Raw genomic sequence first — 12,591 nt, 5'->3', positions numbered from 1 at the left:
GCACGCCGCCGTCGGTCGGGCCCGCTCCGTCGCCCGGTACCCTCGGATGGTGTCCGCCACCCCCACGCCTGACAACGCCGGCCCGTCGCGGCCCGCCCCGCAGCCATCGCCCGCCGACGGCCGGCGGGTCGCCCTGCTGACCCTGGGCTGCGCCCGCAACGAGGTCGACTCGGAGGAGCTGGCCGCCCGGCTGCACGCCGACGGCTGGCAGGTCACCACCGACGGCGAGGGTGCCGACGTGGTGGTCGTCAACACCTGCGGATTCGTGGAGAAGGCCAAGCAGGACTCTATCCAGACCCTGCTCGCCGCCGCCGACACCGGGGCGAAGGTGGTCGCCGCCGGCTGCATGGCCGAGCGGTACGGCCGGGAGCTGGCCGACAGCCTCCCCGAGGCGCAGGCGGTGCTCAGCTTCGACGACTACCCCGACATCGCCGCCCGGCTCGACGCGGTACTGGCCGGCGAGTCGATCGGCGCGCACACCCCCCGCGACCGCCGCGAGCTGCTGCCGCTGACCCCGGTCGCCCGGCGGGAGTCGGCGGTCTCCCTGCCCGGCCACGGCACCCCCACCCGGGTCGCGCCGGAGACCGACGAGCACACCCCGGCGCACCTGCGGCAGGTGCTGCGCCACCGGCTCGACACCGGCCCGGTGGCCTCGCTGAAGCTGGCCAGCGGCTGCGACCGGCGGTGCGCGTTCTGCGCGATCCCCGCGTTCCGGGGGGCGTTCGTCTCGCGTACCCCCGACGAGCTGCTGGCCGAGGCGGAGTGGCTGGCCAAGACGGGCGTCCGTGAGCTGGTGCTGGTCAGCGAGAACTCCACGTCGTACGGCAAGGACCTGGGCGACCCGCGGGCGCTGGAGAAGCTGCTGCCGCAGCTCGCCGCGATCGACGGCATCGTCCGGGTGCGGGCCAGCTACCTCCAGCCCGCCGAGACCCGCCCCGGCCTGATCGAGGCGATCGCCACCACCCCCGGCGTGGCCGCCTACTTCGACCTGTCCTTCCAGCACTCCAGCGAGCCGGTGCTGCGCCGGATGCGCCGGTTCGGCTCCACCGACCGGTTCCTGGAGCTGCTGGCCAGCGCCCGCGCCCTGGCCCCGGAGGCGGGCGCGCGGAGCAACTTCATCGTCGGATTCCCCGGCGAGACCCGGCAGGACGTGGCCGAGCTGACCCGCTTCCTGACCGAGGCGCGGCTCGACGCGATCGGCGTGTTCGACTACAGCGACGAGGACGGCACCGAGGCCGCCGGGCTGCCCGGCAAGCTCTCCGCCGCCACCGTCAAGCGCCGCTACGACCGGCTCGCCGCGCTCGCCGACGAGTTGTGCTCGCAGCGGGCCGAGGAGCGGCTCGGCAGCACCGTCGAGGTGCTCGTCGACACGGTCGACGACGGCGTGGTGGAGGGCCGGGCGGCGCACCAGGCCCCCGAGGTCGACGGCTCGACCACCCTGGTCGCCCCGGTCGGCGGCGGGGTCGACCTGGCCGCGTTGCGCCCCGGCGACCTGGTCCGGGCCACGGTCACCGCGACCGAGGGCGTCGACCTGGTGGCCGTGCCGGATGAGATGATCTCGGCGGCGCCCGGCGCGGAACGGTGACGGTGGGCCCGGACGGAGCGGGGGAGCCAGGTGGGGCGGTGCCAGGTGGTCCGGAGCGGGGCGCGGCGGTGACCGGGGCGGCGGAGTCCGCGCCGCCGGTGGCCCGGGTGCCGGTGCTCAACGCGGCCAACGGCCTGACCCTGCTGCGGCTGGTGCTGGTGCCGGTCTTCGCCGCGTCGGTGGTCGCCTCCGGCATGACCCACGGCGGGTGGCGGATCGCCGCCTGCCTGATCTTCGCGTTCGCCTCGATGACCGACCTGGTGGACGGCTGGATCGCCCGCCGCTTCGGCCTGGTCACCTCGGTCGGCAAGGTGGCCGACCCGATCGCCGACAAGGCGCTCACCGGTGCCGCCCTGGTGCTGCTCTCCGTCTACGACCGGCTGCCCTGGTGGGTGACGGTGCTGATCCTCGTCCGCGAGCTGGGCATCACCGGGCTGCGGTTCTGGGTGATCCGGCACGGCGTGATCGCCGCCAGCCGGGGCGGCAAGCTCAAGACGGCGCTGCAGATCCTGGCCATCGCCTGGTACCTGTGGCCGATGCCGGCCGCCCTCGCCGCCGTCGGGCCCTGGATCATGGCGGCCGCCGTGCTGGTCACCGTGGTCACCGGCTTCGACTACGTCGCCCAGGCCCTGCGCCTGCGCCGCCCCCGGCCCTGACCGGCCAGCACCGCTCCCGCTGAGCCGCCGCGCCGGAATCCCGGTGCGGCGGGACGGCTGTCCCTGCCGGTCGGGACGTCCCGCCCCGCAGAGTCGTCACCGCACCGGCCCCCTGCGGCCCGGTGCGGCGTCGGTCCGTCCGGGTCGACGCCCGACGACGGCGGGCGGGGTTGTGCCCGCAGGCGGGAGGAGCAGCGGTGGGGACAGCGACGAGACATGCCCGGGGGCGGTCCCCGGGCGGCGGCTGGCGCAGCCGCCGGCTGTGGGCGGCCGGCCTGACGGCGGTGCTGGCGGTCACCATGCACCAGACCCCGGCCCGGGCCGCCGACCCTGTGCCGTTCGACGAGCAGGCGGTGCACGGGGCGCTGTTCGGGGCGGTGGTGCAGCTGCGCGACGCCGGAGCGGCCGGGCTGAAGGACGCCCTGCTCACGGCCGAGCTGCTGGACTGGCGTACCGCCCAGCCGGGCGCCGACGCGACGCAGGTGGTCGGGCACGTGGCCACCACCCGGGCGGTCGCCGACGCGGCGGTCGGCGACGCGCGGGCCGAGGACCGGTCCCGGTTCGCCGTGGCGATGGCGGTGCTGGCCCGGCTCGCCGAGTCCAGCGGCGCGGTGACCACCGGCCCGGCGGTGCGGGCCTTCCTGACCAGCACGGTCGGGGCGGAGGGCGCGAACGTGGTGCCGGACGCGTTGAACCTGGTCCGGGGCGGCTACCAGGACGCGGCGTGGAACGCCCGTTCCCGGGACCTGGTCCAGGACACCTGGCGGGAGCTGCACCGGCGGGCCGCCACCGACGACGCGCTGGCCACCGGCTGGGACAGCGCGTTCGCCGGGCGCACCGGCACCGGGGTGCGTACCCCGGTCGACGGGTTGCTGGCCGCGCGGATCCACGAGCCGCGCGCCGACGGCAACACCGGCACCCTCGGCTACTACGTGCCGCTGTCCGCGATCCGCGACGTCCGCGGTGACGCGACCGCCTTCAAGGCGCTGGTGCAGGAGCGGGCGTACGCGACGCTGAAGGTGCTCGACACCGACGGCAACAACCGGATCACCGAGGTGGTCGGCTACGCCACCACGTACCCGCTCAACCAGGACCCGAAGCCCAGCCAGGCGGTCATCGACGCGGAGAAGGCGAAGACCGAGTCGAACCGCAAGATCTTCGAGGGCCTCGGGTCGACCGTCACGGTGCTGTCCACCCTGGTCGGCTTCGTCGACAAGAAGTTCGGCAAGCAGCTGGAGACCATCGGCAAGGCCGTGGTGACCTCGGTGACCGCGATCAACACGTACGTGACGACGGTGCTCGGGCAGGGGCTGACCATGGCCGCGACGGCGATGGGCACGGCGGTGCTGACCGGCAACCTGCTCGGCGCGGCGGTGAGCCTGATCGGCCTGTTCGCCGGGGGCGGTGACCCGAACGCCGCGATCCAGGCGGAGATCGGCAAGCTGCGCCAGCAGATCGACCGGCTGGCCAAGGGGATCGACAAGCGGTTCGACCGGATCGAGTCGGCGCTCAAGGAGATGTACGCCGGACTGGTCGCCCAGCTCGACGCGCTCACCAGGGGCCTCGACGAGGTACGCGCCAACCTGGGCCGGATCGCCACCCAGTTGCAGACCATCGAACGCAAGGTCGACTCGATGGCGCTCGCCACCCACGTGGCCTTGGAGAACATCGCCAAGAGCCAGCTCAACCAGGTGATCACCACGTACGTGCACCACCGGGAGATCACCGGGCAGCCGATCCCTGACTACCTGGGCACCTACTTCCCGAAGGCCGAGTCGCCGACCTTCACCTTCGCCACCGTCAACGCCGCCGACGAGGGCACCTTCACCGCGCCGGCCGGCACCAGCCTCGCCGACCCGGTCAGCGTGCTCGACACCCACCTGCCCGCCGGCTCGATCAACTACCTCGGCCAGTGGGCGCGTAACCGGGTCGGCGGCACCTGGACCGTCGGCCCGGTCGCCAACGCCGCCGCCTGGTCCACCGCCGCCCGGGTCTACAACATCCTGCAACTGGAGAACCCGCAGTTCGCCGCGCAGGTGGCCGCCGGGCGGGGCGACGCCGTCGCCGAGGCCGGGCGGACCATCAACGAGCGGGTCCGGCAGTTCAGCCAGCCGACCGCCGACGGCGGCACCAACCCGTTGTTCACCGCGCTGATGGCCGACTACCGCACCGCGGTCGCCGGCTGGAACGCCCAGGTGGAGAACGTCCGCAAGGCGGTGGTGTGGAACGGCAGCGACACCCTGCCGGTGCACGACATGTGGGGCAGCCCGGACCAGGAACTCCCGGCCGCGAACCGGATTCCCGAGGCCGAGTCGATCGGCGGGTGCGGCCCGACCCGGGTCGGCCGGCCGATCCCGTCGACGCTCCGCCGCAGCAACCTGCCCAATGCGTTCCACCTGGCCCGCCACGCCATGCCGCCGGGGCACGCCCCGGAGTTCTCCACCTGCTACGACGCGAACTTCGTCAACGTCGAGGAGCACGAGGGGCCCCGGTTCCAGACCACCACCGGCGACCTCCAGATCACCCTGCGGTCGCGGGTGAAGTGGGCCGGCGGGGACTGGCAGGAGGTGCAGACCGCTACCCGGGTGTTCCCCATCGGCACGTTCTGCTCGTGGGACGTCCGGTCCCCGGTCCCGCAGGGCTACTGCTACGACGAGAACAAGTACCTCACCGACCGGTGGGCGGGGACGTACAAGCCGGCGTTCGAGTCGGCGGCGATCCCGGTCGTCGCCACCCAGGCGACGTCCGCCCGCAGCAAGGCCGCCGCGATGCTGTCCGGCCGGCAGAAGTACTTCTACCGGGTGATGCGGGCCGGGACCGGGCCGAACCCGCCGAGCAGCGACACCTGGGAGGTGTCCCGGGTGCTCTGGCAGAAGGGCAAGGCGGTCTCCGACGCACTGCGGCTGTTGCAGGCGTACACCGAACTGGGCTGGGGCACCGCGCTGGAACTCGACGACAGCCTCGCCGGCCTGCTCTACGGCAGCCAGGGGTTGCCCGCCGACTACATCCGCCCGCGCAGCGACGTCGACCAGTCGGCCCACCAGCACCTGCGCAACGCGATGACGCAGGCGGTGGCCAACTACGCCGACTGCGTCCAGACGTTCGACTGGAACCCGTGCGACGGGGAGCGGTCGGGCTTCGATCCGCTGCGCGACCAGGGCCAGTACGGCGCCGGCTGCGTCCAGGCCAGTGTGACGGACAAGCCGCGTGACCCGCTGAGCGCCTGCCTGGCCAGCGCGGCGTTCGTCCGGGTCAACCAGCTCGGCCAGCGGTACGACCACCGGTCGTCCCGGGTGCGTTCCGGCGGGCACACCGAGGGGCTGCCGGAGGTGACCGCGGCGACCGACATGACCCGGGCGACCACGGTGAGCGTGCACCCGGCGGGCTGACCGCGCGTCGACCGGGAAGGGCCCCGACGGCCCGGGCGGGTGGGACCCTTCCCCCGCCCGCCGGGCCGGCCGGGGCCCTTCCCCCGCGTCGCGGGTCTGGACCTTCCCCCGCGTCGCGGGTCTGGCCCTTTCCCCGCGTCGCGGGTCTGGCCCTTTCCCCGCGTCGCGGGGCGGTCGGGGCGCTTCCCCGGGTCACCGGCCCGGCCCGCCGTCCGATCGGTCCCGCCGGGCCGGGACATCCGACCCGGGTCGGCGGGACAGCCGGCGGGTGACGATGGCTCGACCGTCCACCCCGCCGGCCCGCCCGGCGGTGCCACTGTGGACGGTCGACCACCTACGCTGCGGCGGACGGGTGCCGGGGGAACGGCCCCGCCCGTCCGCGTACGGCACCCGAGGAGTGATCATGACGCCGAACGCCGGCGACGACCGACGGATCCTGTTGATCGCCACCAACGACACGTTCTGCCACGTCTACCAGGACCTGGCCGACCTGCTGGCGACCGCCGACCACGGCGAGAAGCTCGCCGGGGCGGTCGAGTTCTTCGACGTCACCGGCCGACGGCTGCACCCGGTCTTCTCCGCCGACTGGCGGTTGGAGGCGTTGCAGGCCGGCACCGGCCCGGCGCTGCCCGACGTCGTCCGGCAGCGGCTGACCACGGTGATCGCGCACGTGACGCAGTACGTCCGCGACCATCCGGACGTGCTCACCCGGTCCCGCATCTCGCTGGAGCGGGCGCTGTCCGAGCTGCCCCGCCTCGACGCCCCGGACCTGTCCGAGGTCATCGGCGCCCTGCCGGAACACCTCGAACACGACACCGGCAACTGGCTGCACAACGCGATGCACGCCGCCGGCTGGGCCGACTGACCCCGCCGGTCCCACCACCGACGACCAACCCCGGGAGGGCCTGCCGTGCCGTCGCCCATCGCCGCGCTGTCCCCTTCCCGCCGGGTCCTGGCCGGGGCGGGCCTGGTCGTCGCCGGGCTCGTCCTGGCCGGGCAGTGGTGGTTCCCGCAGCCGTCGGCGGTCGGGCCCGCGACGCTGACCGGCACGGTCGCGGTCGCGTTCACCGCGCTCGGCGCACTGGTGCTCGCCGGCCTGCCCGGTCACCCGGTCGGCCGGCTGATGCTGGCCGCCGGACTCGTCGCCGGGACGGCGGTGCTGGCGTTGAGCTGGCCCACGGTCACCCCGCTGGCCTGGCTGGGCCAGTGGCTCTGGTGGCCGCCGTACGGGCTGATCTTCCTGGCCCTGCTGGTGTTCCCGGACGGCCGGCTGCCGGGCCGGGGATTCCGGTCGGTCGCGGTCGGGCTGGTGGTCACCACGGCGGTGGTGGCCGTGGCGCTGGCGGTGGCCGCGACCAGCGACCCCCGGGGCCTGCTGCTGTCCGCGACGACGGCCGCCGACCCGACCGCGCGGCTGCTGGTCCGGGTCGCCCTGCTGACCGTCGGGGTGGAGTTGCTGCTGGTGGTCGCCGTGCTGGTGGCGCTCGCCCGACGCTTTCGGCGGGCCGTCGGCGAGGCCCGCCAGCAACTCGCCTGTCTGCTGGCCGCCGGGGTGCTGTTCCTGCTCGGCTTCCTGCTGGACTGGCTCAACCTCTCCGGCGCGTGGGTGCTGATGGTGATCGCGGTCCCGGGCGCGATGACACTGGCGGTGCTCCGCTACCGGCTCTACGGCCTCGAACAGGTGATCAACCGGACCCTGGTCTGGCTGGTGATGAGCCTGCTGGTGATCGCCGCGTTCGTCGGGGTGGTCGCCCTGCTGCGGGATCTGGTGTTGCGCGGGGACACGTCGAACGCGTCGCTGGCGGCCACCGGGCTGATCGCGGTGACCTTCGAACCGCTGCGGCGGCGGGTGCAGCGCGGGGTGAACCGGCTGCTCTACGGCGACCGCGACGAGCCGTACGCGGTGCTGGCCCGCCTGGGCGACCTGCTGGAGCGTACGGTCCAGCCGGAGGCGGTGCTGCCGCTGCTGACCGGCACCATCGCCCGTTCGCTCCAGGTGCCGTACGTGGCGGTGGAACTCGGCGGGGAGCCCGACGACGGGCGGCCCGCCCGGGTGCACGCCGCGCACGGCGACGCCACCACCGGGCTGGAGCGCTTCGACATGGTGACCCACGGCGAGCGGGTGGGGCGGCTGGTGGTGGCCCGGCGGGCGCCCGGCACCCGGTTCACCCCGGTGGAGCGGCGGCTGCTCAACGACGTCGCGTTGCACGCCTCGGTGGCCGCCGCGACCGCCCGGCTGATCCGCGACCTGCGCGACTCCCGGGAACGCCTGGTCACCGCCCGGGAGGAGGAGCGCCGCCGGCTGCGCCGGGATCTGCACGACGGGCTCGGCCCCACCCTGGCCGGCATGTCGATGCAGGTACGCGCGGCCCGCAAGCTCGCCGCCGTCGACCAGGCCCGGCTGGCCCGCATCCTCGACGGGCTCGCCGACGACCTGCTCACCTGCACCGGCGAGGTACGTCAACTGGTCGACCAGCTCCGCCCGGCGGCCCTGGACCGGGGGTTGGAGTCGGCGTTGCGGGCCGAGTGCCAGCGCTTCGACGGCCCGACCCTGACCGTACGGCTGAGCGTGGCGGACCCGCTGCACGGGCTGCCGGCGGCGGTGGAGGTGGCGGCGTACCGGATCGTCGGCGAGGCGCTCGCCAACACCGCCCGGCACGCCGGGGCGACCTGCTGCGACGTGGTGGTGCGCCGGGGCCGGGCGTTGGTCGTGGAGGTGTCCGACGACGGCACCGGGATCGTCGCCCGCCGGCCCGGCGGCGTCGGCCTGGACTCGATCCGGGAGCGGGCCGCCGAGCTGGGCGGCGGCAGCGACATCGTCGACCGTGACCCGCACGGCACCTTGATCCGGGTCCGCCTGCCACTACCCCCCGCGCCCGCTTCCGGCTCGCCCGCCCCGCCGCGCCCGCTTCCGGTGATCAAGAGGTTTGCGTCAGAATCCGCCCGGAGGATGACGCCAACCTCTTGATCACACAGGGTTCCCGGTCGGCCGCCGGAGGGTCCCGGCCGATCGCCGCAGGCTCCGGGCAACCGGTGCGGGGTGGGGCGGGCGGGGTTCGGGTGGCGGACACCGCTGCGGGAGGGGGAGGGCAGTGACGGCGGAGGGGGCCCGTGGCCGGGCGGTCCGGGTGCTGATCGTGGACGACCATCCGGTGGTCCGCCGGGGCCTGCGGACGATGCTGGAGGGCGAGACCTGGGTCGACGGTGTGCTGGAGGCCGCCACCTGCGCCGAGGCGGTCGGCATCGCGTCGACCGAGCCGGTCGGGGTGGTCGCGATGGACGTGGCACTGCCGGACGGCGACGGCGTGGAGGCGACCCGGCGGATCGTGCAGGGCCGACCGGACACCCGGGTGCTGATGGTGACCATGACCGACGACGAGGACGTGGTCGGTCGGGCGTTGCGCGCCGGTGCCCGGGGCTACGTGCTCAAGGACACCGACCCGGACGTGATCGTCGACGCGCTGCGGACGGTGGCCGGCGGTGGGCTGGTCCTCGGCCCCCGGGTCGGCCCGCAGGTGCTGACCAGCCTGCGCCGCCAGCCGGTCGAGCTGCCGCCCCCGTTCGACCGGCTCACCCCGCGCGAGCGGGACATCCTGCGCCGGTTGGCCGGCGGTGACACCAACGCCCGGATCGCCCGCCACTTCGGGCTCAGCGAGAAGACCGTCCGCAACCAGCTCTCGGCCGTCTTCGCCAAGCTCGGTGTCGCCGACCGGGTCCAGGCCGCCCTGCTCGCCCGGGACGCCGGCCTCACCGGCTGACCCTGATCCGACGGGCGGGAGCGGATCCGACGATGCCGCCCGGGACGCCGCACCGGCGGCGCGGGCCCGGACACGGCGATCGGTCGGGCCGGGATGAGTAGCAGGATGACGTCGGGGAAGGAGGACGGCATGGGGACCGACGCGCAGCACGAGCGACCCGCAGGCAGCCCGGCGGCGGGCGTGGTGCACAGCCTGCACGAACGGCAGCAGACGCTGGCCACCGTCGAGTCCCTGACCGGCGGCCTGCTGGCCGCCGCGATCGTGGAGATAGCCGGGGTGAGCGCCGTCTACCGGGGCGGCCTGGTGACCTACGCCACGGAACTCAAGGCGCGGCTGGCCGACGTACCCGAGGATCTGCTGGCCGAACGCGGACCGGTCGATCCGGACGTGGCCATCGCCCTGGCCGAGGGGGGCCGGCGGCGCTGTGCCGCCGACTGGGGGCTGTCGACCACCGGGGTGGCCGGTCCCGAGCCGCAGGACGGTAGACCGGTCGGCCTGGTCTATGTCGCGGTGGCCGGGCCGGGCGGCCCGGTGGTCCGCCGGCTCGACCTCGACGGGGGCCGCGACCACATCCGCGCGGCGGCGGTGATCGAGGCGTTACGCCTGCTCGCGGCGCGTATTCACCGGGCCTTTCCCGAGCCGGGGCCGGGCCCGCGCCACGGGCCCGCGGCGGTGGTGCCGCCGGCCGGCGCGGGCCGGCGCTGAGCGGCGTTGTCCAGATCCGACAGGCGGGGTGGGATGTCGCCGGGCCGACCAACGGGTACGGTTGCGGGAAGGCTCCGGCGTACGGCGTCGGCGGCGGCGCGGTCCACCGCGTCCGGCGCGGGCGGCCATCCGCCGGAGCGCGTGAAATCCCGTCAGGGGGAGGTGCGATGGTCCTGCTACGCCGGGTGATCGGTGACGCACTTCGGGCGCGCCGCCAGGGTCAGCACCGCACCCTGCGCGAAGTCTCCACCGCCGCCAACGTGAGCCTCGGTTACCTCTCCGAGATCGAGCGCGGCCAGAAGGAACCCTCCAGCGAGCTGCTCGCCGCCATCTGCGACGCGCTCGGTGCCCGCCTGTCCGAGTTGCTGCGTGAGGTGAGCGACACCGTGGCGCTGGCCGAGCAGCTGCCGGGCGTGCTCATGCCCGTGCAGGACGAGCCGGCCGCCGCCGGTCCGGCCGCCGGGGTGCGCAAGGCCACCGGTCGGGGCGTGCGCCAGGTGACCACCGACGGTGCGGTCGCCGTCTCGGTCCGCCAGGATTCCCCCCTCAAGGCCACCCTGCGCAGCGCCCGGGTCCGCCCGAGTGACCGTGACGTGGTCTGCGCCGCCTGACCCCGCCGTCCGTCCCGTGGCCGGGCTGGCCGACGCCGCGTAGTGTTGATCGCAGGCCGCCGGAGCACCCCGCGGTACGAACGGCCCTGCTGGCGTCCGCCTGCGACGATGGGGGAGCGCCGTGCGGCCCGCCCGGTCCCGGGTGTGGCCGGGGCGCAGCGACGCTACTGAGGGGATACCGCGGAGATGGCGAACCCGTTCGTCAAGGGCTGGAAGTACCTGATGGCGCTGTTCGGTGCCAAGATCGACGAGCACGCCGATCCCAAGGTGCAGATCCAGCAGGCCATCGAGGACGCGCAGCGCCAGCACCAGGCGCTGGTGCAGCAGGCGGCGGCGGTGATCGGCAACCAGCGGCAGCTGGAGATGAAGCTCTCCCGGCAGATGACCGAGGTCGAACGGTTGCAGGGCAACGCCCGGCAGGCGCTGGTCCTCGCCGACCAGGCCCGCGCCAAGGGCGACGAGGCCGAGGCCGGCCGCTACGAGCAGTCCGCCCAGGTGCTCGCCACCCAGCTAGTCTCCGCCGAGCAGGCCACCGAGGACCTCAAGACCCTGCACGACCAGGCGATCGGGGCCGCCGCGCAGGCCCGCCGCGCGGTCGAGAACAACTCCATGATCCTCCAGCAGAAGCTCGCCGAGCGCACCAAGCTGCTCAGCCAGCTCGAACAGGCCAAGATGCAGGAGAGCGTGGCCCGGTCGCTGGAATCGATGTCGTCGATGACCGCACCGGCCAACACCCCCTCGCTGGACGAGGTGCGCGACCGCATCGAGCGCCGCTACGCCAACGCGATGGGCCGCGCCGAGCTGGCCGGCAACTCCGTCGAGGGACGGATGCTGGAGATCCAGAAGTCGACGCTGGACAGCGCCGGGTCGTCCCGGCTGGAGCAGATCCGGGCCAGCATGGCCGGCGACCAGCTCGGCAGCCGGCAGGAGCAGCCGGCGGTGCAGCAGCAGGCCCAGCCGGCCGCCCCGACGGCCGACCCGGCCGCCGCCGCCCGGCTGGACGAGCTCCGGGCCAGCATGAGCCGCGACCGCGGCGTGGGGGACACCACCGCCGGCTGACCGCCGGCACGAGGAGGTACGGGTGGCCGACGAGCGAACGCGACACTTCCGTCGACTGGGCCGGTTGCGGCGCTCCGCCCGCCGGTGGAGCGTCCTGGCCGGTGGGCTCACCGGCGCGGCGGCGGTGCTGACGCCGTACGCCGGGCTGGGGTTGCCCGACGCGGCCTGGGCCGGCGCCGCGGGCAGCGCCGTCGCGCTGGCCGCCTGGCGCTGGATCGACCTGCGGGCGTTCGCGGCCCGCCCGGTGCCACCCGCCCTCGACCCGGCCGAGGCCGCCGCCCGTTCCCGGGCCCGGCTGGTCGCCGCCGTCGAACGCCTCCCGGTGGGCCCCGGCGTGCTGGCCGAGGCCCGCCGGTTCCGTTCCCGGTTCGCGCTGCGCGGCACCTCCGCCGCCGACTCGTGGGCCCGGCTGGACCGGGCCGCACTCACCCTGGCCGGGATCGCGCCCCGGCTGACCGGCCTGGCCGAGCCGGCCGTGCTGGAGGCCGCCGCCGCCGACCGTTCGCTGCGTGACCTGGCCGACCGCACGGCCGGGGTGGAGCGCGCCCTGCGGCTCGCCCCACCCGAGGCCCGGCCCCGGCTCGAAGAGGCCCACCGCGCCCTGCTCGACCAGTTGGTCGCCGGGGTGACCGCCTACGAGGGGCTGGTCGCCGCCGCAGCCGGGTACGTCGCCGAGGACGCCCACCCGGAGGTCGTCGCGGACCCGTCCGCCGCCCGGCTGATGGAGGCGACCGACCTGCTGCACGGCGTCGCCTCCGCCCTGGCCGAGCTGCGTGCCGTGGGCGAACCCCAACGCACCCCCACCCGCTGAGCGCCCGCGCGGCGGGC

Annotated in this window: 10 protein-coding genes; all 10 read left to right on the top strand. The window is 74.9% G+C overall.

The genetic code is table 11. The features are described from left to right. Window positions 1–46: 46 nt before the first annotated feature. On the top strand, window positions 47–1,585 hold the full coding sequence (gene rimO / locus ACN260_RS21670) for a 30S ribosomal protein S12 methylthiotransferase RimO (protein ID WP_422752796.1): 1,539 nt from the start codon (window positions 47–49) through the stop codon (window positions 1,583–1,585). A 68-nt stretch (window positions 1,586–1,653) separates the two neighbouring features. Further along, window positions 1,654–2,241 carry a CDP-diacylglycerol--glycerol-3-phosphate 3-phosphatidyltransferase gene (gene pgsA / locus ACN260_RS21665; RefSeq protein ID WP_402892389.1) on the top strand — a complete coding sequence of 196 codons (588 nt, stop codon included), beginning with the start codon at window positions 1,654–1,656 and terminating at the stop codon, window positions 2,239–2,241. A gap of 197 nt (window positions 2,242–2,438) precedes the next feature. Continuing rightward, window positions 2,439–5,630, top strand: a complete 3,192-nt coding sequence (locus ACN260_RS21660; RefSeq protein ID WP_422752795.1) for a hypothetical protein — start codon at window positions 2,439–2,441, stop codon at window positions 5,628–5,630. Window positions 5,631–6,033: 403 nt separating this feature from the next. Beyond that, a complete protein-coding gene (locus ACN260_RS21655) occupies window positions 6,034–6,495 on the top strand; it encodes a hypothetical protein (RefSeq protein WP_422752794.1) in 462 nt (153 codons plus the stop codon). Between the two features lie 45 nt (window positions 6,496–6,540). Then, window positions 6,541–8,598, top strand: coding sequence for a sensor histidine kinase (locus ACN260_RS21650; protein WP_422752793.1), 2,058 nt, complete (start codon window positions 6,541–6,543; stop codon window positions 8,596–8,598). A gap of 124 nt (window positions 8,599–8,722) precedes the next feature. Then, window positions 8,723–9,388, top strand: coding sequence for a response regulator (locus ACN260_RS21645; protein WP_422752792.1), 666 nt, complete (start codon window positions 8,723–8,725; stop codon window positions 9,386–9,388). Between the two features lie 129 nt (window positions 9,389–9,517). Then, window positions 9,518–10,093: a CinA family protein gene (locus tag ACN260_RS21640; protein ID WP_422752791.1), complete on the top strand. Its 576-nt coding sequence runs from the start codon at window positions 9,518–9,520 to the stop codon at window positions 10,091–10,093. A 167-nt stretch (window positions 10,094–10,260) separates the two neighbouring features. Further along, window positions 10,261–10,704, top strand: coding sequence for a helix-turn-helix domain-containing protein (locus ACN260_RS21635; protein ID WP_145918449.1), 444 nt, complete (start codon window positions 10,261–10,263; stop codon window positions 10,702–10,704). 186 nt (window positions 10,705–10,890) lie between these two features. Further along, a complete protein-coding gene (locus ACN260_RS21630) occupies window positions 10,891–11,763 on the top strand; it encodes a PspA/IM30 family protein (protein ID WP_422752790.1) in 873 nt (290 codons plus the stop codon). Window positions 11,764–11,785: 22 nt separating this feature from the next. Next, window positions 11,786–12,574, top strand: coding sequence for a phage shock envelope stress response protein PspM (pspM, locus tag ACN260_RS21625; RefSeq protein ID WP_422752789.1), 789 nt, complete (start codon window positions 11,786–11,788; stop codon window positions 12,572–12,574). Window positions 12,575–12,591 lie beyond the last annotated feature (17 nt).

Source organism: Micromonospora sp. WMMD708, assembly GCF_049315245.1.
GTDB lineage: Bacteria > Actinomycetota > Actinomycetes > Mycobacteriales > Micromonosporaceae > Micromonospora > Micromonospora wenchangensis.
This window is presented reverse-complemented; position numbering and strand designations above follow the sequence as displayed.